The sequence below is a fragment of the Kitasatospora sp. NPDC033851 genome, from assembly GCF_055576085.1.
Window position 1 is genome coordinate 350,004 of sequence record NZ_JBVIRL010000004.1, and the last position, 24,155, is coordinate 374,158.

26 protein-coding genes are annotated in these 24,155 nt (G+C 72.0%); 10 read left to right on the forward strand and 16 right to left on the reverse strand.

The window, feature by feature from the left end:
• Positions 1–36 precede the first annotated feature (36 nt).
• Complete coding sequence (locus ACZ51D_RS11120; RefSeq protein ID WP_465661950.1) at positions 37–1,314, reverse strand: cytochrome P450; 1,278 nt, start codon at positions 1,312–1,314, stop codon at positions 37–39.
• A gap of 103 nt (positions 1,315–1,417) precedes the next feature.
• Complete coding sequence (locus ACZ51D_RS11125; RefSeq protein WP_465617300.1) at positions 1,418–2,035, reverse strand: TetR/AcrR family transcriptional regulator; 618 nt, start codon at positions 2,033–2,035, stop codon at positions 1,418–1,420.
• A gap of 154 nt (positions 2,036–2,189) precedes the next feature.
• On the opposite strand from ACZ51D_RS11125, the gene ACZ51D_RS11130 reads away from it, so the two are divergent.
• Complete coding sequence (locus ACZ51D_RS11130) at positions 2,190–2,606, forward strand: DUF4345 domain-containing protein (RefSeq protein ID WP_465661951.1); 417 nt, start codon at positions 2,190–2,192, stop codon at positions 2,604–2,606.
• On the opposite strand, the gene ACZ51D_RS11135 is transcribed toward ACZ51D_RS11130, so the two are convergent.
• On the reverse strand, positions 2,588–4,258 hold the full coding sequence (locus ACZ51D_RS11135) for an FAD-dependent monooxygenase (protein WP_465661952.1): 1,671 nt from the start codon (positions 4,256–4,258) through the stop codon (positions 2,588–2,590). The genes ACZ51D_RS11130 and ACZ51D_RS11135 overlap by 19 nt on opposite strands.
• Before the next feature lie 153 nt (positions 4,259–4,411).
• On the opposite strand from ACZ51D_RS11135, the gene ACZ51D_RS11140 reads away from it, so the two are divergent.
• Both ACZ51D_RS11140 and ACZ51D_RS11145 read left to right on the forward strand, forming a co-directional pair.
• Positions 4,412–5,005, forward strand: coding sequence for a TetR/AcrR family transcriptional regulator (locus ACZ51D_RS11140; protein ID WP_465661954.1), 594 nt, complete (start codon positions 4,412–4,414; stop codon positions 5,003–5,005).
• An 85-nt stretch (positions 5,006–5,090) separates the two neighbouring features.
• A complete protein-coding gene (locus ACZ51D_RS11145; RefSeq protein ID WP_465661955.1) occupies positions 5,091–5,633 on the forward strand; it encodes an MOSC domain-containing protein in 543 nt (180 codons plus the stop codon).
• Positions 5,634–5,683: 50 nt separating this feature from the next.
• Here ACZ51D_RS11145 and ACZ51D_RS11150 read toward each other — a convergent pair whose 3' ends face one another.
• From ACZ51D_RS11150 to ACZ51D_RS11180, 7 genes are all read right to left on the reverse strand, one after another.
• Positions 5,684–5,971, reverse strand: a complete 288-nt coding sequence (locus tag ACZ51D_RS11150) for a hypothetical protein (RefSeq protein ID WP_465661957.1) — start codon at positions 5,969–5,971, stop codon at positions 5,684–5,686.
• A gap of 186 nt (positions 5,972–6,157) precedes the next feature.
• The gene (locus tag ACZ51D_RS11155) at positions 6,158–6,439 is read right to left on the reverse strand and encodes a metal-sensitive transcriptional regulator (RefSeq protein WP_360492100.1); all 282 of its coding nucleotides are present in this window, start codon (positions 6,437–6,439) and stop codon (positions 6,158–6,160) included.
• 106 nt (positions 6,440–6,545) lie between these two features.
• Entirely contained in the window at positions 6,546–6,869 is a 324-nt protein-coding gene (locus ACZ51D_RS11160) for a heavy-metal-associated domain-containing protein (protein ID WP_465661959.1), read from the reverse strand.
• A gap of 207 nt (positions 6,870–7,076) precedes the next feature.
• Entirely contained in the window at positions 7,077–7,610 is a 534-nt protein-coding gene (locus ACZ51D_RS11165) for a hypothetical protein (protein ID WP_465661960.1), read from the reverse strand.
• Positions 7,610–7,999: a hypothetical protein gene (locus ACZ51D_RS11170; RefSeq protein ID WP_465661961.1), complete on the reverse strand. Its 390-nt coding sequence runs from the start codon at positions 7,997–7,999 to the stop codon at positions 7,610–7,612. Before ACZ51D_RS11170 ends, ACZ51D_RS11165 begins: the two co-directional genes overlap by 1 nt.
• Positions 7,996–9,594, reverse strand: coding sequence for a hypothetical protein (locus tag ACZ51D_RS11175; protein WP_465661962.1), 1,599 nt, complete (start codon positions 9,592–9,594; stop codon positions 7,996–7,998). Before ACZ51D_RS11175 ends, ACZ51D_RS11170 begins: the two co-directional genes overlap by 4 nt.
• Positions 9,594–9,905: a type VII secretion target gene (locus ACZ51D_RS11180; protein WP_465661964.1), complete on the reverse strand. Its 312-nt coding sequence runs from the start codon at positions 9,903–9,905 to the stop codon at positions 9,594–9,596. The genes ACZ51D_RS11175 and ACZ51D_RS11180 overlap by 1 nt, the downstream gene beginning before the upstream one ends.
• A gap of 437 nt (positions 9,906–10,342) precedes the next feature.
• On the opposite strand from ACZ51D_RS11180, the gene ACZ51D_RS11185 reads away from it, so the two are divergent.
• Positions 10,343–11,506: a permease gene (locus ACZ51D_RS11185; protein ID WP_465661965.1), complete on the forward strand. Its 1,164-nt coding sequence runs from the start codon at positions 10,343–10,345 to the stop codon at positions 11,504–11,506.
• A 49-nt stretch (positions 11,507–11,555) separates the two neighbouring features.
• Here the strand turns inward: ACZ51D_RS11185 and ACZ51D_RS11190 are convergent, their stop codons facing one another.
• The 3 genes from ACZ51D_RS11190 to ACZ51D_RS11200 all read right to left on the reverse strand — a co-directional run bounded on the left by ACZ51D_RS11190 (position 11,556) and on the right by ACZ51D_RS11200 (position 12,938).
• Positions 11,556–11,765, reverse strand: coding sequence for a DUF397 domain-containing protein (locus ACZ51D_RS11190; RefSeq protein WP_465661966.1), 210 nt, complete (start codon positions 11,763–11,765; stop codon positions 11,556–11,558).
• A gap of 103 nt (positions 11,766–11,868) precedes the next feature.
• Complete coding sequence (locus ACZ51D_RS11195; protein ID WP_465661968.1) at positions 11,869–12,090, reverse strand: DUF397 domain-containing protein; 222 nt, start codon at positions 12,088–12,090, stop codon at positions 11,869–11,871.
• Entirely contained in the window at positions 12,090–12,938 is an 849-nt protein-coding gene (locus ACZ51D_RS11200) for a helix-turn-helix domain-containing protein (protein ID WP_465662039.1), read from the reverse strand. Before ACZ51D_RS11200 ends, ACZ51D_RS11195 begins: the two co-directional genes overlap by 1 nt.
• Before the next feature lie 269 nt (positions 12,939–13,207).
• Here ACZ51D_RS11200 and ACZ51D_RS11205 point away from each other — a divergent pair, with 269 nt between their 5' ends.
• Positions 13,208–13,642: an ATP-binding protein gene (locus ACZ51D_RS11205; protein ID WP_465661970.1), complete on the forward strand. Its 435-nt coding sequence runs from the start codon at positions 13,208–13,210 to the stop codon at positions 13,640–13,642.
• Positions 13,639–13,920 carry a hypothetical protein gene (locus ACZ51D_RS11210; RefSeq protein ID WP_465617333.1) on the forward strand — a complete coding sequence of 94 codons (282 nt, stop codon included), beginning with the start codon at positions 13,639–13,641 and terminating at the stop codon, positions 13,918–13,920. The genes ACZ51D_RS11205 and ACZ51D_RS11210 overlap by 4 nt, the downstream gene beginning before the upstream one ends.
• 251 nt (positions 13,921–14,171) lie before the next feature.
• On the opposite strand, the gene ACZ51D_RS11215 is transcribed toward ACZ51D_RS11210, so the two are convergent.
• Positions 14,172–15,107, reverse strand: coding sequence for a hypothetical protein (locus ACZ51D_RS11215; RefSeq protein WP_465661971.1), 936 nt, complete (start codon positions 15,105–15,107; stop codon positions 14,172–14,174).
• Between the two features lie 56 nt (positions 15,108–15,163).
• Positions 15,164–15,445: a metal-sensitive transcriptional regulator gene (locus tag ACZ51D_RS11220; RefSeq protein WP_360492073.1), complete on the reverse strand. Its 282-nt coding sequence runs from the start codon at positions 15,443–15,445 to the stop codon at positions 15,164–15,166.
• Positions 15,446–15,717: 272 nt separating this feature from the next.
• Here ACZ51D_RS11220 and ACZ51D_RS11225 point away from each other — a divergent pair, with 272 nt between their 5' ends.
• The 4 genes from ACZ51D_RS11225 to ACZ51D_RS11240 all read left to right on the forward strand — a co-directional run bounded on the left by ACZ51D_RS11225 (position 15,718) and on the right by ACZ51D_RS11240 (position 22,012).
• Positions 15,718–17,967 (forward strand): heavy metal translocating P-type ATPase, encoded by a 2,250-nt coding sequence (locus ACZ51D_RS11225; RefSeq protein ID WP_465661972.1) that lies wholly within the window; start codon positions 15,718–15,720, stop codon positions 17,965–17,967.
• Between the two features lie 387 nt (positions 17,968–18,354).
• Positions 18,355–19,425 carry an iron ABC transporter substrate-binding protein gene (locus ACZ51D_RS11230; RefSeq protein ID WP_465617339.1) on the forward strand — a complete coding sequence of 357 codons (1,071 nt, stop codon included), beginning with the start codon at positions 18,355–18,357 and terminating at the stop codon, positions 19,423–19,425.
• The gene (locus ACZ51D_RS11235) at positions 19,422–20,987 is read left to right on the forward strand and encodes an ABC transporter permease (RefSeq protein WP_465617341.1); all 1,566 of its coding nucleotides are present in this window, start codon (positions 19,422–19,424) and stop codon (positions 20,985–20,987) included. Before ACZ51D_RS11230 ends, ACZ51D_RS11235 begins: the two co-directional genes overlap by 4 nt.
• Complete coding sequence (locus ACZ51D_RS11240; protein ID WP_465617343.1) at positions 20,984–22,012, forward strand: ABC transporter ATP-binding protein; 1,029 nt, start codon at positions 20,984–20,986, stop codon at positions 22,010–22,012. Before ACZ51D_RS11235 ends, ACZ51D_RS11240 begins: the two co-directional genes overlap by 4 nt.
• A 72-nt stretch (positions 22,013–22,084) precedes the next feature.
• On the opposite strand, the gene ACZ51D_RS11245 is transcribed toward ACZ51D_RS11240, so the two are convergent.
• Positions 22,085–23,875: a protein kinase domain-containing protein gene (locus tag ACZ51D_RS11245; RefSeq protein ID WP_465617345.1), complete on the reverse strand. Its 1,791-nt coding sequence runs from the start codon at positions 23,873–23,875 to the stop codon at positions 22,085–22,087.
• Positions 23,876–24,155: the final 280 nt, after the last annotated feature.

Genomic DNA, 24,155 nt, shown 5'->3' on the forward strand with positions numbered 1-24,155 from the left:
CACGGTCCGCTGGGCACCAGCGACACGGCCCGCTGATCACCAGTCGACGGGGATTCGGGCCGGGCTCCGGGTGGTGCTGCCGAGCTGCCAGGCGATGTCCGCGACCGGGGTGGTGAGGCGGAGGCGGGGCAGGGCGGCGGCCAGGCGGTGGAGGGACTCGCGCATTTCGAGCCGGACGCGCCAGGCGCCGATGCAGTAGTGGGGGCCGGCGCTGAAGGCGAGGGTGGGAGCGGCGAGGGGGAGGTCGAGGTCGGCGTCGAGGCCCTCGGGGTAGACGTCGGGGTCCCGGTTGGCACTGCCGAGGCTGATGGCGACGACGGCGTCGGCCGGGATGGTGGCGCCGCCGAGCTCGATCGGGGCGGTGGCGCGGCGGATGGTGGCCTCGTCGTCGCCGAGCGGGATGAAGTGGAGCAGGCGTTCGGCGGTGCGTTCGGCGGTGTCCGGGTCGGCGAGGCGGGGCCAGTGGTCGGCGCGTTCGCCGAGGAGGTAGACGAGGGCGTTGCCGAGGGCGCCGGCGACGCTCTCGTTGCCGCTCGCGGTGAGCCCGGCGACCAGGTGGACGAGTGACTCCTCGGGGATGCCGCCGTCGTGGTCGGCGGCCTGGACGAGCCGGCTGACCAGGTCGTCGCCGGGATCGCGGCGGCGGCGCTCGATCAACTCCGTGGTGAACGCGCCGTATTCGGCGAGGGCTTCGGCGTGCGCCGCGGCCTCGGTCCGGGCTTCGGTTCCGGTATCGGCCCCGCCCCCGGCCTTGGTTCCGTTCTCGGCTCCGTCGTCGCTGGAGGCCTCACCGCCGTCCCCCTGGGCGAGCAGTGCAAGCGTCCAGCGGTGCAGCCGGTCCTCGTCCAGGCTGTCCGGGCCGTCGCCGTCGAGTCCCATCAGCCGGGTGGTGACGGCGAAGGGCACCGGCCGGGTGAATGCGGCGACCAGGTCGGCGGGCGGTCCGGCGGCGACCAGCGCGTCCACGGACTGCTGGACGGCGGCCGCGACCCAGGGCTGCCAGCCGGCGATGGCGCGCGGGGTGAAGGCGCGCTGGACGGTGCCGCGCAGGCGCCGGTGGGCGGGGCCGTCCTGGTTGAACAGGGACGCCGGGTTGGCCGCCACGTCGGCGGTGGCGCCCGCGGTGCCGACGTCGTGCAGGTCGGACCGGGTGAGCCGGGGGTCGCCGAGGACCTGCCGGACGTCGTGGTAGCGGGTGACCAGCCAGGCGGGGGTGCCGTCGGGGAGGGTGGTCGGGTGGGGTGGTCGGACGGGGGAGACGGCGAGCCGGTGGAGCGGGGGGAGGGCGGTCCGGGTGTCGGCGGCGGAGTCCATGGGTCCCTTCGGGGTGGGTGCGACCTTCACATCCAACTGTCATATTTTCAGCCGTAGTTGGATGCTTTCTGCGGTTTTTCCCGTTACGGACCGATGGTAAGCGTCACCACCCCCGGTCGGGCGCCGGACCGGCGGGCAGGAACGGCCGGAGCGCGCCCAGGACGGCGCCGATGCAGGCGTCGCGCAGCTCGTCGCGGGTGCAGCTCTCCTCGGTCAGCCAGTCGATGACCAGCACCCGGACGAACACCAGCCAGCTGCGCAGGATCTGCGACACGGCCGGCCGCGCCGTCTCGTCCGCGAGCGGGAGGACGCCGAGCAGGCGGCCGCGCAGGGCGTCGAGCTCCTCGGTGATGATCGTCTGGATCACCTGGTCGCCGGCCAGGACGCGGTTGGCGGCGAGCACGGCGTGCCGGTTGGCGATGAAGTAGTCCAGGTGGGCGTCCATGCCCTCGACCAGCTGCTCGATCAGGCTGTCGGCGGGGTCGAACCGGGACCGGGCGAGCAACTCGTCGGCGGCCTGCCGGTAGACCTCCGCGAACAGGTCGTGCTTGCTCGGGAAGTGACGGTAGAGCAGGGCGCGCGAGACCCCGGCCTGCTCGGCGACCTCCTCCATCAGCACCTCCTCGTACGGGCGGGCGGCGAAGAGCCGGGCGCCGACGGAGAGCAGCTGGGCGCGTCGCTCGGCGGGGGCGAGCCGGCGGCGCCGTTCGTGGACTGACATGCGCGCCAGGCTACTTGACACGTGTCTACTTGTGGGCTTCAACTGGCTTAGTAGACGCGTGTCAACTAAGGCGGCGTCAACCAAGGCGCGGGTCAGCTGGGTCGCATGTCCATCGGGGCGCGCGCCGACCGGACCGACGACGGGTGGATGGGTCATGGCCAGGACACTGCGGGTGCTCGCATGGATGATGGGGGTCGCCGATGTGGCGATCGGGTTCTTCCATCTCCTGCTGGGGAACGTCGCGATCCCCGGGGCTGCGCACGCGGGCCCGACGGTCGACAGCTTCGGCCGCTTCATGGGTGCGATCTTCGCCGGGTACGGCGTGGCCTGGATCTGGGCGGCCCGGCAGACGCCGGTGCCCGCGCGGGTGGTGCGGTGGCTGGCGGCGGTGTTCCTGCTGGGCGGCCTCGGGCGGGTGCTGTCCATCGCGGCGGACGGGTGGCCGCACTGGTTCCAGGTGGTGCTGATGGTGATCGAACTCGGGCTGCCGGCCGTCTACTTCTGGCTCGCCGACGCGGACGAGCGGGCGTGCTCGTCCGCGTCGGGCGGGGTTCACACCACCGGGGCGTAGCCCCCGAGCTGCCCGGCGATGGTGCCCGGGTCGGCGGTGGCGCCGGTGAGTGCGACGTAGCCGTCCGGCCGGACCAGGACGACGGCGTCGCCGCGCAGCCCGTACGCCCGGGCGACGTGGCCGTCGGGGTCGAGGACGGCGGACCGGCGCAGGCCGGCCGCGCCGGGCAGGCCCGGGAGGGCGTACAGGCCGGCTTCGGTGGCCAGGCCGGCGTTGCCGGGCAGGTCGGCGTTACCTGGCAGGCCGGCCTCACTGGGCAGGCCGGTGAGTGACGGGTGCTCGCCGATGGTCAGCAGGGTGAAGTGCGGGCCGCGGAGGAGGTCGAACAGCCGGGTCGGTGTGCCGTCAGCGGTGGTGCAGGGCGCGTCGGGGGCGCGGTCGCCGGCCCGGATGCCGGTGGTGTCGTCGAGGTCGCGGCCGAGCGGGCCGCCCCGGTAGCCGACGGAGAGTCCGGTGAAGTCGGTGCCCGTGGCGGCCGGGTTGACGAACTGGTCGGTCAGCGCGCGGGCGCCGTCGGCGCTGAACAGCGCCTTGTGCTGGGCGGAGGTGGCGGCGAGGACGGCGCGGGCGACGGGCAGCCGCTCGTCCTGGTAGCTGTCGAGCAGCGCGTCGGGCGCGCCGCGCAGGACGGCGGCCAGCTTCCAGCTCAGGTTGTGCGCGTCCTGGATGCCGGTGTTCATGCCCTGGCCACCCGCCGCGGACTGGCAGTGCGCGGCGTCCCCGGCGAGTAGTACCCGGCCGTCGCGGTAGCGCTCGACCATGCGGACCGTCGGCCGCCAGACGCTGGACCAGATGGGTTCGTGCAGCGTGACTCCGGGCAGTCCGGCGCGTTCGGCGAACAGGCGGCGGAAGGTTTCCGCAGTCGGGGCGGGGATTTCGCCGTGCTCGTCCGGGTCGACGGCGGCGTGTACGGCCCAGTTGGTGTCCGCCCGCATCGGGATCATCGCCAGTGCGCCGACGCCGAGCCGGGGGTCGTTCCAGATGTGCATGGCGTCGGTGTCCAGGCCGTCGACGTCCATCGAGGCCATGAGGAACCGTTCCTCCTCCCAGGTCTCGCCGAGGAAGGGGACACCGGCCAGCTTGCGGACGGTACTGCGGCCTCCGTCGCAGCCGACCAGGAAGCGGGCGCTCAGCCGCTCGGTCCGGCCGCCGCGCCGGACGGTGGCGAGCACGCCGTCCGCGTCCTGGGTGTAGTCGAGCAGCTCGGTGTCCGTCTCGACGGTGACGCCGTGGTCGGCGAGCCGTCCGCGCAGCACCTCCTCGGTGTGGTGCTGGCCGAGCAGCAGCATGCCGGCGTACGGGCGGTCGGGGGTCGGCCGGTGGCCGGTCGCCGGGTCGGCCTCGCCGAGGAGCCGACTCCCTTCGTACGTACGGACCTTGAGGTCGAGTGTGCCGCGGTCGAGGATCGCTTCCGCGACGCCGAGGTCGTCGAACACCTCCAGCGTGCGCGGGTTGATGCCCTTGCCGCGGACGCCGCGGTCGCGGAACCGCGGCTCCCGCTCGATGACGCGGCAGCCCACTCCGGCGCGGGCCAGCCCGATGGCGAGTGCGAGGCCCACCGGGCCGGAGCCGACCACCAGGACCTCGGTCGTACGGGTGGTGTGAGTCGTCTGGGTGGCATGAGTCGTGTGGGTGGTGTGAGCAGTGCGCATGACGGATCTCCCCCTGGCCATCCGGCCATAAGATACGGCGCGTTTCTTGCCTTCGACTGTAGACTGACCTTGATAAGAAACGCAACGTATCTACGAGAGTCGGGTGCGGGACCAGTGCGAGACACGGTGCGGGCTTCGGCGGGGGACTCGGCGGTGGGCGACAAGCCGGTGCGGCGGCGCGGCGACGAACTGGAGCGGGCGATTCTGGACGCCGTCTGGGCCGAACTCGCCGACCACGGCTACGACCGGCTCACCATGGAGGGCGTCGCCGCCCGCGCGCGGACCAGCAAACCGGTGCTCTACCGCCGCTGGCCGAACCGCGCCGCCCTGGTCATCGCCGCCCTCGGCCGCAACGCCCCCGACTACCAGGAGCCGCCGGACACCGGCGAGTTGCGCGCGGACCTGGCGCGCTTCCTGGGCAGCCTGCTGCACCGCTTCGACGACCTGCCGACCGACGCCGTCCACGGCTTCCTGGTCGACCTGCTGCGCGACCCCGAGCTGCGCGCCGGCTTCACCGGCGGACTGACCGCCGAAGGGCCGGTCAGCAGCCTGGGCGTGATGATGCGACGCGCCGCCGACCGGGGCGAGATCAACCCGGCCCGGATCACCCCGCGCGTCGTCTCGCTCCCGCTCGACCTGCTGCGGGACGCGTTCCTGGTGGGCGGGGTCGTACCGTCCGACCGCGTGGTGGCGGAGATCCTGGACGAGGTCGTGCTGCCGCTGCTGACGGCGCCCACCACGGGCTGACCGGGTCGGGGCCGTGATCAGGGCTTGCGCGCGGGGCCTATGCTCGGGGCCGATCGAACGTACGTCCGCATGGAAGGTTCGAGCTATGAGCGGCATCGTGGTGGCAGTCAGCAGCAACGCCGAGTACTCGTTCACCAAGCCGAACCGGGACGGCATCACGCTGCTCGCCGGACTCGGCGTGGAGGGCGACGTGCACGCCGGGGTGACGGTCAAGCACCGCTCGCGCGTCGCCCAGGACCCGACCCGGCCCAACCTGCGCCAGGTCCACCTGATCCACCGCGAACTCCTCACCGAACTCGCCGAGTCCGGCTTCGACGTGGCGCCGGGCGCGCTCGGCGAGAACATCACCACCGAGGGCGTGGACCTGCTCGGCCTGCCGGTCGGCGCGGTGCTGCGGATCGGCACCGGGGCGGAGGTGGAGATCACCGGCCTGCGCAACCCGTGCGCGCAGATCGACAACTACCGCACGGGCCTGCTCAAGCAGGTCGTCGGCCGCGCCGAGGACGGCACGATCGTCCGCCGCGCCGGAATCATGGGCATCGTCCGTACGGGCGGCGCGATCCGGCCCGGCGACGCGATCGCGGTCGAGCTGCCGGACGGGCCGCATCGGGCGCTCGACCGGGTCTGAGGAGCCACGGCTCCGGGGGGCGCGAGCCACTTTCGGGCCGCGCGCTGGCGCTACGGCTCCCGGCCGCTGCGGCGCAGGTCGTAGAGGTACGACTTGCCGGCCTTCCAACTGCGCCAGGGGCAGAGCGGCGGGAACGGCTCCTCAGCCGTTCCGCCGGGCAGCGGCGCGGAGTTGGGCACCCCGTCGGCGTCGACCGTGCACCAGCCGCGCTCGGGAAGCCGGCGGCACCAGATGTCGAGGTCGGTCCGCTTGAACGACGGCCTGCCGTTGAAGGTGCCGTCCGCGTGGAAGCGGTAGACCAGGCCGTCCAGCCGGCGGACGAATTCGATCGTCGACACGGTGGATCCCCCCTTGTTCGGTCTGTCCTGCCCGGTCGGTGTCCGGTCGTCCCGCCCGTCCGGCGGGCCTTGAGCATACCCCCACCCCCTACCCGCGGGTGGTGAACAAGCGTGGGGCCCAGCAGACTTCGCTGCTGGGCCCACGCGTCGAACGGGTGCCGTCCTCCGGATGCCGTCCTCGCCGGATCAGGAGCGGACGAGGCGGGCGATGGCCTGATTGGCCTCGCGGATCTTGGTGCCCGCCTCCTGGCCGCCCTCGGCGATGGCGTCGCGGACGCAGCATTCGATGTGCTCGTCCAGGAGTTGGAGGGCGAAGGACTGGAGTGCGCGGCTGGCGGCGGAGACCTGGGTGAGGACGTCGATGCAGTAGGTGTCCTGTTCGACCATGCGCTGCAGGCCGCGGATCTGCCCCTCGACGCGGCGGAGCCGCTTGAGGAAGTCGTCCTTGTGGAGGCTGTAGCTGGCCATGGCCGTCTCCGGTTCCTGTGCGGTGAGGAGCGCTCTCACTCTACCGGGGCGCGGTAGCAGGGGAGTCGGCCCGGACCGAGGGGGCGTCCGGGCCGATGGCGGTAGGTCAGCCGTCGAGGCGGCCGACCAGGTCGTAGCCGGCCTCGTCGATGGCGGCGGCCACGTCGGCGTCGACGAGCGGCCGGGTGCTGCCGACGGTGACCTTGCCGGAGGCGAGGTCCACGGCGACGTCGGTGACGCCGTCGATCTTCTTCAGCTCGGCGGTGACCGAGGTGACGCAGTGGCCGCAGGTCATGCCCTTGACCTGGAAGGCCGAGGTCAGGTTCAGGTCCGACGCGGCGGGGGCCTCGGTGGCGCCGGTGCCGCACGAACCGCAGCAGGAGGAGCCCTCGGTGGTGGCCGACTCGACGGTGACGGTGGTCTCGCTCATGGCTGTGCTCCTGTCGTCAGTACCCGATGCCGCCCGGAGTTGGCCCGGTCGGCTGCTTCGCTTGAATATACTATACCCCCCTAGGGTATCGCAGGATGGCGCGAGCCTCTGGATGAAGGGCAGTGCAGGTCTCACGGGAAACGCGGCACCCCCACCCCCACCCGGCGGGCGACTGAGCCTCCCCGGTGGCGGCGCGGGGAGAGCGGGTCAGCGGACGGTAACCTGGATGCTCTTGGTGACGCTGTCGCACGCCGGATTCGGCGGCGTCCGCGATTCGGGGCACCGGCCCCGGTCGTGGAGTGCCCAGGTCAGCGTGGTGCTGCCGGGGGCGAGCGCGAGGAAGGTCTCGCCGCCCCCCGCGTCGCACCCGACCGAGTCCACCGGGCACCGGTCGGAGACGAAGTCCGGGCCGCGCCGCAGGACGGCACCGTCGCCCGGCGAGGTGAGCGTCCAGGTCACGGCCGTGACGCTGACCAGACTTCCAGGAACGCCGAGCCGCTGCCCGACGGCCAGCGTCACCGTGCTGGGCGGGTACGGGGAGGCGGCTTGGAAGGCCTCGGCCCGGGAGGGGAGGGCGATCTCCTGATCCGGCCGGACGGCCGATGGGACACTCTGCGTCGTCGGCCGGTCGGTGGGCGAACCGGACACCGGCGCCCAGAGGGATGGCCCGTCGGAGGAGCAGGCGGCGAGCAGCGGCACGGCGGCCAGGAGGGCCGCCGCACCGGCGATGAAACGACGCATCAGTTCCCGTCCTCCCGGACTCGGCGACGCATGGCGATGAGCAGCGCCACGGAGGCCAGCCAACGGGCGAACAGGACCTCGCGCTGGAGGTCCGCCCCGGTGGCGGCGGCCGCGCGCAGCCAGCCACGGACCAACTCGCCCGCCGCCCGGCCGATCACCGGCTCGGGCAGGTCGAGCGCGGCGGTGAAGCCGCCGGCGCGGACGTACTGGGCCAGGAAACCCAGCGGGTGGGGGCCGATGAGCAGTGCCTCGGCCTGGTAGGAGGCGGCGATCGCGGCCTCGTCGAAGAGCACCCGGCGCGGGGTGCCGTCGATCAGCAGCCCGCGGGTGACGGCGGCTTCCACGTCGTAGCCGGTCATCAGCTCGGCATCCAGTCGGACGGTCGTCATTTCGGCAGCTCCGCACCGTAGGGCATGTTGATGGCGGCGTTGTTCGTGAGGTGTCCGTCGTTCACATGACTGTGGATGAACTGGTCTTCCGTTATCCATTCGGATTGGCCCCAGGGGTTGTAGACCTGGAGCCGGTCGCCGTCCCGGGCGGTGATCACCATCTGGTGTGCCTTGGGATCGTCCTTGCTGGTGGGGTCGAGGGCGCAGAACGGCACGGGCTTGCCTTCGTCCACGGCCTTCTCGATCCGGGCAACGGCCGCACGTCGGTCGTCCTCGGTGCTGAGATTGACGTATTCGTACGTGTCGCCGGTCGCCTTTCCGAGGTTCTGGTTGGCGAGGAACGTGTTTCCCTTCGGGCCGACTCCCGCGTTCGACTGCGGGTAGATCTTCTCGTCGCCGTTGGCCGTCTGGCCCTGCTGGTACTGCGAGATGTAGAGCTGCTGGAGCCGATGCTCGAAGTTGGCCGACGAATCCGCTCCCGGGACGTCGGGTGTGTTGCCGGTGGTGATCCGGAGCATCGTGACCGGGTCCAGCTTGAGGGCGGCGACAACGGTGGAGGCGGCGACGCAGTCGCCGACGCCGCCCTGGCTGTACGAGCCGCCGCCGCTGCCGAGTCTTACGCCCGAGGTGGGGACTGCCTTGCCCTGGTAGATGAGTCCCGTGACGTCGGTGGTGGACTCCTGGCCGGCGTCGTCCGTACGGAGGGCCGGGACCAGGTGCTGGGCCAGCCAGGTCGGGTCGTCGCCGTGGGGGTGGATCAGTGCTCCGAACTGCTGGACCTCGGCCAGTGTGTGGCCGGCGGCCATGGCCTTCCAGAGGTAGGCGGCCTCCTCCGGTGACTTGGCGCCGGAGAGCATGCCCTGGAACGCGGCCTGGTCATCGGCGTTGAGTCCGGCCAGGAACCCGTTCGCGCGCGAGAGTTGGTCGGGGGTCAGGATGTAATCGCCGTCGTCCGTGCCACCGGGGCCCTTCTCGTTGGCCAGGACCAGCGCGGCGAGCGGATCGGTCTTGCCCTGCCCCGCGCGCTCGGCGCGGGCCCGGGCGGCGAACTGGTTGAGCATGCTCGCGGTGCGGGTGCCGCACATCTCCGCCCGCTCGGCGCCCATGAGCCGCCACGACACCCCGTCCAGGGCGTCCGTGAGGCCGGCGGCGGCGAAGGGGCTGAAAGCGATCGACTTCAGCGCCTGATTCAGGTCGTGCACGCCGATCTCGTCGTAGTTCCGGGCCGTACTCAGCTCTTCTGCCCAGGAGTTCAGCCAGGTGGCGGCCAGCTCCAGGGTCTTCTTCGAGACGTCCAGTTCGTTCGCCAGCGCCCGCACGGCTTCGGTTGCGTGCTCGGCGACGGCGCCGGTCCAGGCGCTCGGCAGTCTGGCGTCGGCGACCGTGCCGAGATCGGCGGATGCCTTCTCGTATGCCTTGGCGGCCTTCGCGTAGTCCTTGGCCCGGTCACGGATCGTGTCCGGAGCGCCGACCGGCCCGGGCACGGCCAGCGCCTTCTGGATGGCCTTCATCAGCTCGGCGGCGCCACCGCCGCTGAGCGGTTGAATCGCCTTCATGGCCTGCTGGGCTTGTTTGAGCTCGGTGACCTTGCTCATCAGGCGTGCTCGGGGGTCATCGACGAGGCGACCTCGGCTTCGGCGACGCGGTAGTTGCCGCTGGTCTTGGACACCTTCTGCGCCAGCTCGGTCACGGCGCGCTGGGTGACGTGCAGTTCCTTCGACCAGTTGGCGTCGAAGGCCGACCACGCCTGGTCCATCCCGAACTCGCCGAAGGCGCTGGACTCGTAGGTCACCAGCCCGGTGTAGGCAAGGTCGGCTGACGCCAGGTCGGTCGCGACGTTTTCGAGTGCTGTCGCTACGCCATCCAGCGCGCCGGGCTGGACGGTGTACCCCAAGGTGCCGGTCATCAGTTGGTCTCCCCCCATGAAGGCCCTTGCTCGCCGTGATCGAACGAGCACGATCGACGAGCATAGACGCCCGTCCGCCGGGGTGCGGGGGCGATACCCTTACCCGAATGTGCCTTTGGGCTCTTGGGCTTCTATGGATAAACATTACCCCCCTAGGGTATGCTCGCGCCGTTCTCGCCGGGTCGTGGACCGGCGTGCGGAGCGCGCGTTCCGCATGCCTGGTCGGCGAGTTGCGGCCGCCTCGGCTGCTGAGGCGCAGTCCGCGACGGTCGGGTGAGACCGTGCGACGCCCGGCTGGTCGTTGCCGCTCCGGGCGCTGGGCGTGCCAGGGTTCTCCATACCCCGTGCGGGTATAGCGTGATCAGCGCCCATCGGAGCCCCACGGCACAGCCGCAGGCTCCGGCACCGGCACCGGCACCACGGGAAGGCGGACCCTCATGCACGCGATCCTGCACGCGCTGTCCATCACCGGGTCGATGACCTGGGAGATCACCTGGGCCCTGATCCTCGGCTTCCTGCTCTCCGCCGTCGTCCAGGCCGTCGTCCGCAAGTCCACCGTCGTCCGGTTGCTCGGCGACGACCGCCCGCGCACCCTCGCCGTCGCCGCCGGTCTCGGCATGGCCTCCTCCTCCTGCTCGTACGCGGCCGTTGCGCTGACCCGCTCGCTGTTCCGCAAGGGCGCGAACTTCACCGCCGCGATGGCCTTCGAGATCGCCTCGACCAACCTGGTCGTCGAACTCGGCGTGATCCTGGCCCTGTTGCTCGGCTGGCAGTTCACCGCGGCCGAATTCGTCGGCGGGCCGGTGATGATCCTGCTGCTCGCCGTCCTCTTCCGACTGCTGCTGCGGGACCGGCTGCTGCGCGAAGCCCGCGAACAGGCGGAGCACGGCCGGGCGGGGTCGATGGAGGGCCACGCGGCGATGGACATGTCGGTGGCCGGGGAGGGCTCCTTCGCCCGCCGACTGCTGTCCGGCCGGGGGCTGACCTCGGTCTCGCACGTCTTCGTGATGGAGTGGGCGGCGATCCTCAGGGACCTGGTGATCGGTCTGCTCATCGCCGGCGCCATCGCCGCCTGGGTGCCGGATTCCTTCTGGCAGGCCTTCTTCTTCGTCGACCACCCGCTCGCCGGCAAGCTCTGGGGCCCGCTGGTCGGCCCGCTGGTGGCGATCGCGTCGTTCGTCTGCTCGATCGGCAACGTGCCGCTGGCCGTGGTGCTCTGGAACGGCGGCATCAGCTTCGGCGGGGTGGTCGCGTTCATCTTCGCGGACCTGCTGATCCTGCCGATCCTGAACATCTACCGGAAGTACTACGGCCCCCGGATGGCGCTCTTCCTGCTCGGCACCTTCTACGTCGCGATGGTCCTCGCGGGGTACGCCGTCGAGTTCCTCTTCGGCGCCCTCGGCCTGGTGCCGGACCAGCGGGACGCGGAGATCCCGATGTCCGGCGTCGAGTGGAACTACACCACCTGGCTCAACATCGCCTTCCTGCTCCTGGCGCTGGGACTGCTCATCCGCTTCCTCCGCACCGGCGGCGCCGCGATGCTACGGATGATGGGCGGCGCCCCGGATGCGGGCGAGCACGCGGGTCACGACCACCACTGACAACACGTGCGCGAGAAGTCGGCCTGGCCGACTTCTCGCGCAGGGGCGTTCAGGCGTTGGGGATATCCCCGGTCTTGATGGAGGTGACGAAGGCCGTCCAGGCGTCGGTGGGGAAGGTGAGCGCCGGACCGTGGGGGTCCTTTGAGTCACGGACGGGAACGATGCCGCTGTTGAGGAACGCGACCTCAACACATGCGGATTGTCCGTTGCTGCGGCTGGACTTGAACCACGCCGCTCCTGTCAGGTCAACCGTGTCCATAGCTTCCTGCCACTTCGGAGATCAGCAGCTTTCGACGCCTGTTCACTGAGCGCGGACGACATGTGTGAGAAGTCGGCGTGGCCGACTTCTCACACAGAGGCGTTCAGGTGCTGGGGAGTTCGCCGGTCTTGATCGCGGCGACGAAGGCCGTCCAGGCGTCGGGGGGGAAGATGAGCGCCGGACCGTGGGGGTCCTTGGAGTCGCGGACCGGGACGATGTCAACGAAGCCGTCCGCGACCTCGACGCAGTTCCCCTGGTTGGCGCTGAACCTGCTCTTTCGCCAGATGGCGCGGTGCAGGTCCTGGCTGCTCTGGTCGATGATCATCACTCAAGTTCCTTTGCGATCTGCGCGATAAGCCGCCGTGACGGCGCAACGTCGAGTGCTGCTGCCCGCAGCCGATCAAACGCCTGATCATAGGCAGCGACGTCGTTATCTCGTTCGAGATAGAGGCTACTCGTCAGCGCCTCGGTGTACACCACGTCGAGATCTCCCCGAACAGGAAACTCCAGAGTCGCGAACGACCCATGGACGCCAGCGTGAGCCCCAGCAGAGAACGGCACTACCTGCAAGGTCACGTGTGGCTCGCGGGAGGCGGCGATGAGCTGCTGCAACTGCTTGGCCATGGTGGCTTGGCTGCCGATCAGGCGCCGGAGCGCGGCCTCATCCACGATCGCCCATAGCTTCAGCGGATTCTCTCGCCGAAGTGTCGCGTTCTGGCGAGCCAAACGCACATCGACCAGTGCGTTGATCTCGTCAGGTGTGGCGTCGGACTCAAGCTGTCGGATCAAAGCACGCGCGTAGTCGGCAGTCTGGAGCAGCCCCGGCACGAGCGACGACTCGAAGTTCCGAATCGCCACGGCTTCCGCCTCGAAGCTGATGAACGAAGCGTAGTGCTGCGTGATCACATCGGAGTAGGGCTGCCACCACACCCTGCGTTTGCCCTCGCGTGCCAACGTCGCGAGAGCTTCGCGGGTCTCGGGATCGCTGACCTGGTAGACGTCGAGCAGCATCCCGACCTCGTTCGCGCGCACGCCATAGCGGCCGTTCTCCAGCCGGCTGACCTTGGATTGGTGCCAGCCGAGCCGGGCCGACACCTCGTCAACCGTGAGGCGCAGGTCCTCCCGAATCTTCCGGAGCTTCGCACCCAGCATTCGGCGGCGCACCGTCGGCATTGCAGTCACGCTCCGGCCTCCCCTCATCGCGTTCTGTCGTTGCATCACAGTTTGGCGTGACGGACGGAGTGTCGTCACATCAGATTTGAAAGAGCATATGCGAATTGACGTTCAGGGTTGCGAGATGACATCCGCAAGGGGCATGCTACTTGGCGTAGTGAACCGAGCTACACAGCGTGATCTTCGCGGCTCATCGCTCGGGCATCCCTTTGCCCTCCGCCGCCCTTCGGATCGCGAACTTTCCCACCACTCCCGGAGGAGGCCCCGCCATGCCCGGAACGTTGGAGAAGCCGCCCGCTCCCACCAATCCGTACTCCTGGTGGCTGCCCAGGCACCACAAGTCCGCCGGCTTCGCCCGGCGGCTGCTCCGAACCTTCCTCACCAACCAGCTCGATGGTGAACGGTTCCTCGACACCGGCGAGTTGGTGCTCGGTGAGCTCGTCACCAACGCAGTCCTCCACGCCAAGACCCCGCCGGGGCGGCTCATCTTCATCTGGTTCGAGCTGTGCCCCGACTCGCTCCGCATCGAGGTGCACGACGCCGACGCCAACCGGCCGCCCGTGCCGCACCCCGCTGCCGAGTACGACGAGACGGGGCGCGGGCTCTGGCTGGTCTCCCATCTGGCGTCCGGCTGGGGGTGCTGCCCGCGTGCGGGTGGCGTCGGCAAGGTGATGTGGGCGCTGATCGGTGGGGGCGCGCAGTGAGTGTCGAACTCCCCTTCCCCGTCACCGTCGAGATCAAGGGCGTTACGAAGGTCGCCACCTTCGCCAAGCTCGCCGACGCCCTCGACGCCATCCGGACCAGCCTGGCCCGGCTCCCGTTGGACGACGACCAGGCCGGCTACCTCGCCGACTACTTCTCCCCGGCCTCCGAAGCCCGAATCGCCCACCAGCTGGTCGAGTTCGGCGAGGTGCGTGCGATCGCCTTCATCGGCGTCGAGTCCGCCCACCCGATCTGCCTGTGCGCGACGGCCCCCGAGTGATCCGTCGCCCCATCTGGGCCCGCATCGAGATGTGGTGGTGCCTCAGTGCCCAGTTCTCCCGTCCGGTCCGGGCCGTCAGCCCCCGCCGCCAGGCCGCCCACGCCGAGATACAGCTCTGGGCGGCCACCCCGGGTAACCCGGAAGCCCTTCTCCGCTCGGTGCTCCGGCAAGCCGCCCGACACCCGTTCGGGTAAACGCCGGTGCCGGGCGATCCCGTGTGGATCGCCCGGCCCTGTTCGTGCGGGTGTTGCTCAGTGCTGGTGGGCGCCGGCCGCCTCGGTCGGGTGGGTGGGGGCGGTCGGGGTGCCGTTCGTCGTCACGGTGAAGGCCGCCGTGTGGACGGTGCCCTGGTGCTGGAAGTCCAGGAAGAGGCGGTAACTCCCGGTGCTCGGGGCGGTGGTGGTGAAGCCGATCTCCGGGCCCGGGGTGGTGGTGTCCGGGTGGACGTGGAGGTAGGCGAGGTCGCCGGCGCGGAGCGCGACGAGGTGGCCGTAGGCGCCGAGGTAGGGCTGGAGGTCGGTGACCGGCGTGCCGTCCTTGCTGACGTTCAGGGTGAGCCGGCCGCTTCGCCCGGGGGTGAGGTCGCCGCCGAGGGCGACGGTGTAGCCGTCGACGGTGACGGTTCGTCCGGTCTCCGGCTGCGGGGCCGGGCGCAGGTCGCCGGCGGCGTGCAGGTCGGCGCCGAGGGTGAGGCCTTCGGCGTCGCCGGCCGGGGTGAAGTCGGCGAAGACGCGGTACTCCCCTGCGGCGGGTACGGCGGTCGGGGCGCTCCAGGTGCCGTCGGCGGCGAGGGTCGGGTGCAGGTGCTGGAAGGTGGACAGGTCGCGCGGGGCGACGATCAGGTGCAGTTCCTTGTCGTGCTGCTGCTGGTAGGCGGTGACCGGCTTGCCGTCGGCGCCGAGGATGCGGAACCGCAGGTCGGTGGGGGAGCCGGCGGTGACGATGGGGTTCTCGACGCTGAGCGTGTAGCCGCGTTCGGAGATCTGCAGCCCGCCCGGCAGGTGCTCGGTGGCTGCTCCGCCCCCCGCGTCCTCGGTGTGTCCGGCGTGTCCGCCGGCGTCGTGTCCCGCGTGCGTGGCGGGCTTGGGGGAGGGGCCGCTGCCGGTGGCGTTGCCGACGCCGAGGGCGAGGCCGAAGGCGGCGGCGAGGCCGGCGGTGAAGGCGGTGATGCGCAGCGCGGTGTTCATGGCGGGTTCTCCTCGGGCGGTCGTGTCGGCGGTCGTACGGACGGAACGGAAGGGGCTCAGGCGCGCATGAGCCGGGCGATGGCCTGGGAGGCCTCGGCGACCTTCGCGTCGGCTTCGTCGCCGCCGCCCGCGATGGCGTCGTGGACGCAGTGGGCGAGGTGGGAGTCGAGCAGTTGCAGTGCGACGGACTGGAGGGCTTTGGTGGCGGCCGAGACCTGGGTCAGTACGTCGATGCAGTAGGTGTCGGTGTCGACCATGCGCTGGAGGCCGCGGATCTGGCCCTCGACGCGGCGCAGTCTGCGCAGGAGCTGGTCCTTCTCGGTGCGGTAGCCGGCCATGTGGTCCTCCTCGGGATTCCGGCGGGGTGTGCGGGGGTGCAGGAGGCGCGGGGCTGCGCGGCCCCGGCTCGACACCCTCGAGTGAATACCCCATGGGGGTATCAAGTCAAGCGGTCGGGCGCCGCGAAAAATACCTGCCAGGGGTATCGCTCGGGGCTTGCCCTCGATACCCCATGGGGGTATAAATGAACCCGGCACCGCTTGCTACCCCTCCTGGGTATGAAGGCCCGGCCGCCGAACGAACCGCACGACGACTGTGACGAGGAGCGACGATGACTACGCAGGCACCCGCCTCCGCGGAGGTGGAACTCTCGATCGGCGGAATGACGTGCGCCTCCTGCGCGGCCCGCATCGAGAAGAAGCTCAACCGGATGGACGGGGTCACCGCCAGCGTCAACTACGCCACCGAGAAGGCGAAGGTCTCCTTCGAGGACGGCGTCGAGGTCACCGACCTGATCGCCACCGTCGAGGCCACCGGCTACACCGCGGCGCTGCCCAAGCCCCCGGCCGCCGACGGCCGGACCGACTCCGGCGAGCCGGCCGAGCCGGCGGACGACCTGGCCCCGCTGCGCGCCCGGCTGTTCACCGCGCTGGCGCTCGCCGTGCCCGTGATCGCGATGGCGATGGTGCCGGCCCTGCAGTTCGACAACTGGCAGTGGCTGTCCCTGACCCTGGCCGCCCCGGTGGTCACCTACGCCGCCTGGCCGTTCCACCGCGCCGCCTGGACCAACCTGAAGCACGGCGCCGCGACGATGGACACCCTGGTCTCGCTCGGCACCGGCGCCGCGTTCCTGTGGTCGCTGTGGGCCCTGTTCTTCGGCGACGCCGGGATGCCCGGCATGCGCCACGGCTTCGAATTCACCATCGCCCGCAGCGACGGCGCGTCCAACATCTACCTGGAGGCGGCGGCCGGCGTCACCGCCTTCATCCTGGCGGGCCGCTACTTCGAGGCCCGCTCCAAGCGCACCGCCGGCGCCGCGCTCAAGGCGCTGCTGGAACTGGGCGCCAAGGACGTGACGGTGCTGCGCGGCGCGACCGAGGTCCGCATCCCGATCGCCGAACTCGCCGTGGGCGACCGCTTCGTGGTCCGGCCGGGCGAGAAGATAGCCACCGACGGCGTGGTGGTCGAGGGCGCCTCCGCGGTGGACGCCTCGATGCTGACCGGCGAGTCCGTCCCGGTCGAGGTCGGGGCCGGCGACAACGTCACCGGTGCCACCGTCAACGCGGGCGGCCGACTGGTGGTCGAGGCCACCCGGGTCGGCTCGGACACCCAGCTGTCCCGGATGGCCAAGCTCGTCGAGGACGCGCAGAACGGAAAGGCCGCCGCGCAGCGCCTCGCGGACCGGATCTCCGCGGTCTTCGTACCGATCGTGATCACCCTCGCGGTGGCCACCCTCGGCTACTGGCTGGGCACCGGCGAGGGCTGGACCGCCGCCTTCACGGCAGCAGTGGCCGTGCTGATCATCGCCTGCCCGTGCGCCCTCGGCCTGGCCACCCCGACCGCGCTGCTGGTCGGCACCGGCCGCGGCGCCCAGCTCGGCATCCTCATCAAGGGCCCGGAGGTCCTGGAGTCCACCCGCAAGGTCGACACCATCGTCCTCGACAAGACCGGCACCGTCACCACCGGCCAGATGACCCTGCTCGCCGTCCACACCGCCGGCACCACCACCGAGGCCGAGGTGCTGCGCCTGGCCGGCGCCCTGGAGCACGCCTCCGAGCACCCGATCGCCCGGGCCGTCGCCAACGCCGCCGCCAAGGCCGGCGAACTGCCCGCCGTCGAGGGCTTCGAGAACGTCCCGGGCCTGGGCGTCCAGGGCGTGGTGGACGGCCACGCGGTGGTGGCCGGCCGGGAGGCGCTGCTCAACGAGTGGTCGCAGTACCTGCCGGAGGGCCTGGCCGAGGCCAAGCGCACCGCCGAGGCCGCCGGCCGTACGGCGATCGCGGTCGGCTGGGACGGTGAGGCGCGGGCCGTCCTGGAGGTCGCCGACGCGGTCAAGCCGACCAGCGCCGAGGCGATCCGCAAGCTGCGCGAACTGGGCCTCACCCCGGTGCTGCTGACCGGCGACAACCGGCTGGTCGCCGAGGCCGTGGCGGCCGAGGTCGGCATCAAGCCGGAGCACGTGATCGCCGAGGTCATGCCCCAGGACAAGGTCGACTCCGTCAAGCGGCTGCAGGCCGAGGGCAAGGTCGTCGCGATGGTCGGCGACGGCGTCAACGACGCCGCGGCCCTCGCCCAGGCCGACCTGGGCCTGGCGATGGGCACCGGCACCGACGCCGCGATCGAAGCCGGCGACCTCACCCTGGTCCGCGGCGACCTGCTGGCCGCGGCGGACGCCATCCGGCTCTCCCGCAAGACCCTCGGCACCATCAAGAGCAACCTGTTCTGGGCCTTCGGCTACAACGTCGCCGCGCTGCCGCTGGCCGCCGCCGGGCTGCTCAACCCGATGATCGCGGGGGCGGCCATGGCCTTCTCCTCGGTCTTCGTGGTCGGCAACAGCCTCCGGCTCCGCCGCTTCCGCTGAGTCCGACTCCTGCGGGCGAGGCCCCGGAACCGACACCGGTTCCGGGGCCTCGGTGCGTCCTGGGTCGCCGGGTCGCCGGGTCGCCGGGTCGCCGGGTCGCCGGGTCTCGGGGCTGCCGTTACGCACCGTAGCGGGGGGCGATGGCCGGCCGACTCCTCCCAGGTGGGCGCTTCCTCCCGTTCCGGCCTGTTCTTGAAGGGTGTTTTGCGTTCACTTGGGGTAGCGCTCACCGAAGTCCTACCCTGTCGCGACCGGACCGAGATGTGACGCTCCGACACTTGTTAGGCAAGCCTTCCCTGCCCTAGGTTCTGGTGTCGCCAGCCCGGTCCCCCGCGTCGACCGCGGGCCCGTACGGCCGACCCCCGCCACCCTCGGAGGACCCTCACCATGCCCGGAACCACCCTGCCCGGCACCGTCCGACCCCTCGCGGCCCTGTCCCTCCTCGCCGCCTGCGCGCTCTCCCTCACCGCCTGCGGCAGCAGTGGCTCCGGGAACACACCCACGGACTCCGGCACGGCGTCGGCCGGCCAGACCATCACCGTCTACAGCGGCCAGCACGAGCAGACCGTCAAGGCCCTCACCGAGGACTTCACCAAGCGCACCGGCATCAAGGTCGAGCTGCGCTCCGGCGACGAGGCCGAGCTCGCCAACCAGATCCTCCAGGAGGGCGGCGCCTCCCCGGCCGACGTCTTCTACGCCGAGAACCCGCCCGCACTCACCGTCCTCGGCGACAAGGGCCTGCTCTCCAAGGTCGCCCCCGACACCCTCAAGTCCGTTCCGGCCGCCGACAGTTCCGGCAACGGCGACTGGGTCGGCATCTCCGCCCGCACCTCCGCCTTCCTGGCCGGCACCGGCAAGGGCGCCGACACCGCGCCGCCCGCCTCGGTGCTCGACCTGGCCAAGCCCGAGTGGAAGGGCCGCCTGGGCATCGCCCCCGGCGAGACCGACTTCGCCCCCGTCGTGACCCAGGTCCTCAAGGCCAAGGGTGAGGACGCCGCCAAGCAGTGGCTCAAGGGCCTCAAGGACAACGCCAAGGTCTACGACAGCAACGAGGACCTCTCCGCCGCGATCAACAGCGGCGAGGTCGAGGGCGGCGTCATCGACCACTACTACTTCTACCGGATGCGCGACGAGAAGGGCGCCGCCGAGACCCACGCGACCCTGCACTACTTCCCCAAGGGCGACCCGGGCTCGCTGGTCGACGTCTCCGGCGCCGGCGTCCTCAAGCACGGCAAGCACCAGGCCGCCGCCCAGGCCTTCCTCGGCTACCTCGCCTCCGCCCCGGCCCAGACCGTCATCGCCGACTCCGCCAGCTACGAGTACCCGCTGGTCCCCGGCGTCCAGGGCAAGCCCGAACTGCCCGCCCTGGACGGCCTCGGCACCGTCGCCGACCCGGCCCAGCTCGGCGACGGCAAGCAGGCCCTGGCCCTGCTGCAGGACGCCGGACTGCTCCAGTGACATTCCCCCGCGACCCGCTTCGCGCCAAGGGCCCGTCCCCGCTCCGGCGGTGGCGGGCCACCGGCCTGCTCGCACCCGTCGCCGTCGCCGTCGTCGCGGTTGTCGCCTCGCCGCTCGGCTTCGTCATCGCCCAAGCCGCCCAAGCCGGTTGGGGTCAGACCCGGCGGCTGCTCGGCCGCCCGCTGATCGCCACCCTGCTCGGGCACACCCTCGGCCTGGCCGCCGCCGTCACCCTCGCCACCGCCGTCCTCGGCTTCGGCGCCGCCTACCTGGTCGAACGCACCACCATTCCCGGCCGCCGCGCCTGGACCGTCGCGCTCGCCCTGCCGCTCGCCGTACCGGAGTTCGTCCGCGGCTACTCCTGGGTCTCGCTGTTCCGCTCCGTCCACGGCTACTGGGGCGCGGTCCTGGTGATGACCTGCTCGCTCTACCCCCTGGTCTTCCTCCCGGTCGCCGCCGCCCTGCGGCACGGCGACGCCGCCGCCGAGGAGGTCTCCCGCTCGCTCGGCCGCGGCCGGCTCGCCACCCTGTGGCGAGTCACCCTCCCGCTCACCCGGCCCGCCCTGGCCGGCGGCGTCCTGCTCGTCTCGCTCTACCTGCTCGGCGAGTACGGCGCCTTCGCGATGCTGCGCTACACCACCTTCGCCACCGCCGTGTTCACCCAGTACAAGCTCGGCTTCGACGCGGCCTCCGCCTCCCTGCTCACCCTGGTGCTGGTCGGACTCGCCCTGCTGCTCGTCGCCCTCGAGGCCTGGGCCGGCCGCCAGGCCCGGATCACCCGGCACGGCGCCCTCGCCCGCCCCGCCGTACCCGTACGCCTCGGCGGCTGGACGCTCCCGGCCCTGGTCGCACTGGCCACGCTGGTCGGCGTCTCGCTCGGCGTGCCGCTGTACGCGCTGGCGTACTGGCTGGTCAAGGGCAGCTCCACCACCCTGCCCTCCGCCTCCGTCCTCGGTGCCACCCTCGCCACCCTCGGGTACGCCCTCGGCGCGGCCCTGGTCGCGACGGTCTGCGCCATCCCCGTCGCCCTGTACGGCTGGCGGCGCGGCACCCGGCCCGCCCGCGCCGTCGAGCGGATCGCGTACCTCACCCGGGCGCTGCCCGGCATCGCGGTCGCCCTCTCGGTGGTGTTCTTCGCCGTCCGCTGGGCCCAACCCCTGTACCAGCAGCCGCCGATGCTCATCCTCGGGTACGTCCTGCTGTTCTTCCCCCTCGCCCTGACCGCGGTACGCGCCGCCCTCGCCCAGGTACCGCCCGGCGTCGAGGAAGCCGCCCGCTCGCTCGGCACCCGGCCCCTCGCCGTCCTCGGCCGGGTCACCCTGCCACTGGTCCTGCCCGGCCTCGGTGCCGCCGTCGCCATGGTCGGCCTCACCGCCTCCACCGAACTCACCGCCACCCTGCTGCTGCGCCCGACCGGCACCCAGACCCTGGCCACCCAGTTCTGGGTCTACACCAGCGGCCTCGCCTACGGGGCGGCCGCGCCGTACGCGGCGCTGATGGTGGCACTGTCCGTCCCCTCCGTCCTGCTGCTGACCCGTCGAAGCCTAGGGAGCACCCGATGACCGGGTTGTCCGTCGTCGACCTGCACGCCGCCCACGGGCGCAGCCCCGTCCTGCACGGCATCGACCTGACCGTGCCGGACGGCGCCCTCGCCTGCGTCCTCGGCCCCTCCGGCTGCGGCAAGTCCACCCTGCTGCGCGTACTGGCCGGCTTCCATCCGGCCGCCGCCGGGCAGGTCGTGCTGCACGGCCGCGTCCTGGACGACGGCCGCAGCCGGCTCGCCGCCGAACGCCGGGGCATCGGCCTCGTCCCGCAGGACGGAGCCCTGTTCCCGCACCTGAGCGTCGCCGCCAACATCGGCTTCGGACTGCCGCGTTCGCAGCGCCGTGCCCGGGTCGAGGAGCTGCTGGAGCTCGTCGGCCTGCCCGGCCTCGGCGAACGCCGCCCGCACCAGCTCTCCGGCGGCCAGCAGCAACGCGTCGCCCTGGCAAGAGCGTTGGCGCCCCGCCCCCGACTCCTGCTGCTCGACGAGCCGTTCGCCGCCCTGGACGCCGCGCTGCGGGCCGAACTGCGCCGCGAAGTCGCCAGTACCCTGCGGCAGTCCGGCACCACGGCGGTCCTGGTCACCCACGACCAGGACGAGGCGCTCTCCTTCGCCGACACCATTGCCGTGCTGCGGGATGGCCGGATCGCCCAGTCCGGCAGCCCCGACGAGCTCTACCACCGCCCGGCCGACGCCGCCGTCGCCGGCGTCCTCGGCGAGGCGAACCTCATCCCCGCCGAGGCCGGGGGAGTCGACGCCCGCACCGCCTTCGGTGTCCTCCCGCTCGCCACCCCCGCCTCCGGAAGTGCCCTCGCCCTGCTCCGCCCCGCCCAACTCCGCCTCACCGCCACACCGGTGGCGGGCGCCGTCCCGGCCAAGGTGCTCGGCAGCGACTTCCGTGGCCACGACCACCGGGTCGAACTGCGACCCGAGGCTGGCGACCTGCCGGACGGGCTGATCGCTTCCGCCGACCGCCCGTGGCCGGTCGGCGGCGAGGCGTACGTGAGTGCGGTCGGCCCGGTCCACGTCCTGCCGGAGGCCTGATCGGGCCTCGACCCGGGCCGCCTTCGGCGCGGTGAACGACGCGGCCGACCTCCGCTGAGCAGACGGGCGGCCCTACGGCTCCTCCGGCAGCTCGACCGCCTGCCAGCGGTAGGCCGCGTCCTCCTGCCACACCTGCAACTCGCCCTCCACCACCGCCGCCAGGCAGAGCCGCCAGTCGTCGCCCATCGCGAGCGCGACGCGGGTGGCCGGGCGCAGGGTCGGCCGCCACCAGCGCGGCCGGCGGGAGGCGCCGCCGGCCGGCAGCCGCAGCCGTACGCCGCCCGCACCGGCCAGCGCGATGGTCGGGCCGCCGCGGTGGCCCGCCATGGCGATGCCGAGGGAGGGCTCGCCGTCGCCGATCTCGGTGCCCGGCCCGGCGGTGCCGAGGGTGTGCAACTGGACGGAGCCGTCGGGTCGCAGGGTGGCGGCCTGCGATCCGGCGGAGGTGCGGGCCAGTGCCCCGGCGCGCGGCGCGCCGCTCGGGCCGAGCGGGGCGGGCGGTTCGGCGGAACCGGGCCGCCAGCTCAGGACCCGGCCGCGGTGCTCGACCAGGACCAGCCACCAGCCGGGCCGCTCCTCGACGGCCGCGAGCACCCGGTCGGCGGGGCAGCCGGGCAGCTCCTGGCCGGTGAGGGTGAGGCCGGGTGCCCAGCGGTAGGAGCGCAGCGCGCCGCCGACGGCCGTCCAGACCGTCATCTCCCCGGCCGGACCGACCGCTCCGGCCAGCCCGTTGACCCCGCGCGCGGCCTCCCACCAGCCGGCCGACGTGCCGATCCACAGGGTGTTGCCGCGGTCCTCGGCGCAGACCACCAGCTCGCCCTGGCGTCCCGCCCAGCCGGCCATCAACTCCCGTACGGCGCCCGGCCCCTGGCCGGTGGGCAGTCGGTGCCCGGCGCGGCCGGGGCCGGCCAGCGCGGTGCCGTCACCACCACCGGTGACCACCAGGGGGCGCCCGGCCCGGTCGGGCAGGACGGCCAGGCCGGCGGTGCGGGCCACCGGCCGGTGGGCGCGGAGCAGTTCGCGGCCGCGGCCGGCCCACGGGCCGAGCGGGGAGGGGCGGCGTTCCGGGGCGCGGGCCAGCGGCTCGCACGCCCAGCGCGCCAGCTCCTCGCGGTAACCGGCCGCGAGCAGTTCGGCGCGGGCCTGTTCGGCGGCGAGCCGGTGGTCGAGCCGGCCGTGGTCGGGCAGCAGCAGGGTGCGGGCGAGGGTGCCGACCGCGAACAGGTCCTTGGCGGTGGTCGGGAAACCGCCGACCTGTTCGGCCTCCGGCGGGACGTGCCCGGGGGTGAACACCGCGACGGTCAGGGTGTGGTCGAGCGGGGCGAGGAAGGTCAGGTCGATCAGCTTGACGTGGCCCTGGCCGTCCACCAGGACGTTGGCGGGGGAGATGTCGCGGTGCACCCAGCGCTTGCGGTGCAGCTCGTCGACGATCCGGCAGAGCCCGGCCAGGACCTCGGCCACCGCCGCCGGACCGCCGCGCTGGGAGCGGGCCCAGGTGTGCAGCGGCACGCCCTCGACCCAGGGCGAGATCTGGTAGCCCAGCAGCGCGCCGGAGGGCACCGCGCCGGGCCGGTGCGGGGAGGGGCCGAGCAGGAAGCTGGGCACCACCAGGTCGGTGACGTCCAGCCGGTGCGCGTTGTGCGAGACGTCGTCCCAGCGCCCGAGCCAGCGCCGGACCTCGGAGGGATCGCGCTCCAGCATGATCTTCGCGGCGACCAGCTCCTTGCGGCCGTTGTGGCCGGTGCGCACCGCCCGCCACACCTCGGCCTCGCCGCCCCGGTGGTGGAATTCGAGGAGTTCGTACTGCTCGGGGTCGAACTCCGGCCCGAACCGGAGCCCGGGTACCCAACGAGACTCGGACACAGGACCCCCGACGCTTCTGACCGCTCGACGCTGACCGCTCGACGCTGACCGCTCGACGCTTCCGACTGCTCGGCGCTTTTGACCGCCCGCCGCTTCCGACCGCAGTTGACGCGCTTGTTCACGTCCTGCTGACGCGTTGCCCAGGATAGTGCTCTTCGCTGTTCGTCTGTCCGACCGAGGGCCTATTCTGATGGCGCCCGAGCAACATCACGACACAACGTCAACTCATGATCGGTCGAACCTCATTGATCATGGAGTGGGCGACATCCTGACACAGGGG

Coding starts and splice junctions, on each gene's coding strand:
- ACZ51D_RS11120 (WP_465661950.1), bottom strand. CDS start 1,314: ATGGACTCCGCCGCCGACACCCGGACCGCCCTCCCCCCGCTCCACCGG.
- ACZ51D_RS11125 (WP_465617300.1), bottom strand. CDS start 2,035: ATGTCAGTCCACGAACGGCGCCGCCGGCTCGCCCCCGCCGAGCGACGC.
- ACZ51D_RS11130 (WP_465661951.1), top strand. CDS start 2,190: ATGGCCAGGACACTGCGGGTGCTCGCATGGATGATGGGGGTCGCCGAT.
- ACZ51D_RS11135 (WP_465661952.1), bottom strand. CDS start 4,258: ATGCGCACTGCTCACACCACCCACACGACTCATGCCACCCAGACGACT.
- ACZ51D_RS11145 (WP_465661955.1), top strand. CDS start 5,091: ATGAGCGGCATCGTGGTGGCAGTCAGCAGCAACGCCGAGTACTCGTTC.
- ACZ51D_RS11155 (WP_360492100.1), bottom strand. CDS start 6,439: ATGGCCAGCTACAGCCTCCACAAGGACGACTTCCTCAAGCGGCTCCGC.
- ACZ51D_RS11160 (WP_465661959.1), bottom strand. CDS start 6,869: ATGAGCGAGACCACCGTCACCGTCGAGTCGGCCACCACCGAGGGCTCC.
- ACZ51D_RS11165 (WP_465661960.1), bottom strand. CDS start 7,610: ATGCGTCGTTTCATCGCCGGTGCGGCGGCCCTCCTGGCCGCCGTGCCG.
- ACZ51D_RS11170 (WP_465661961.1), bottom strand. CDS start 7,999: ATGACGACCGTCCGACTGGATGCCGAGCTGATGACCGGCTACGACGTG.
- ACZ51D_RS11175 (WP_465661962.1), bottom strand. CDS start 9,594: ATGAGCAAGGTCACCGAGCTCAAACAAGCCCAGCAGGCCATGAAGGCG.
- ACZ51D_RS11180 (WP_465661964.1), bottom strand. CDS start 9,905: ATGACCGGCACCTTGGGGTACACCGTCCAGCCCGGCGCGCTGGATGGC.
- ACZ51D_RS11185 (WP_465661965.1), top strand. CDS start 10,343: ATGCACGCGATCCTGCACGCGCTGTCCATCACCGGGTCGATGACCTGG.
- ACZ51D_RS11190 (WP_465661966.1), bottom strand. CDS start 11,765: ATGGACACGGTTGACCTGACAGGAGCGGCGTGGTTCAAGTCCAGCCGC.
- ACZ51D_RS11195 (WP_465661968.1), bottom strand. CDS start 12,090: ATGATCATCGACCAGAGCAGCCAGGACCTGCACCGCGCCATCTGGCGA.
- ACZ51D_RS11200 (WP_465662039.1), bottom strand. CDS start 12,938: ATGCCGACGGTGCGCCGCCGAATGCTGGGTGCGAAGCTCCGGAAGATT.
- ACZ51D_RS11205 (WP_465661970.1), top strand. CDS start 13,208: ATGCCCGGAACGTTGGAGAAGCCGCCCGCTCCCACCAATCCGTACTCC.
- ACZ51D_RS11215 (WP_465661971.1), bottom strand. CDS start 15,107: ATGAACACCGCGCTGCGCATCACCGCCTTCACCGCCGGCCTCGCCGCC.
- ACZ51D_RS11220 (WP_360492073.1), bottom strand. CDS start 15,445: ATGGCCGGCTACCGCACCGAGAAGGACCAGCTCCTGCGCAGACTGCGC.
- ACZ51D_RS11225 (WP_465661972.1), top strand. CDS start 15,718: ATGACTACGCAGGCACCCGCCTCCGCGGAGGTGGAACTCTCGATCGGC.
- ACZ51D_RS11230 (WP_465617339.1), top strand. CDS start 18,355: ATGCCCGGAACCACCCTGCCCGGCACCGTCCGACCCCTCGCGGCCCTG.
- ACZ51D_RS11240 (WP_465617343.1), top strand. CDS start 20,984: ATGACCGGGTTGTCCGTCGTCGACCTGCACGCCGCCCACGGGCGCAGC.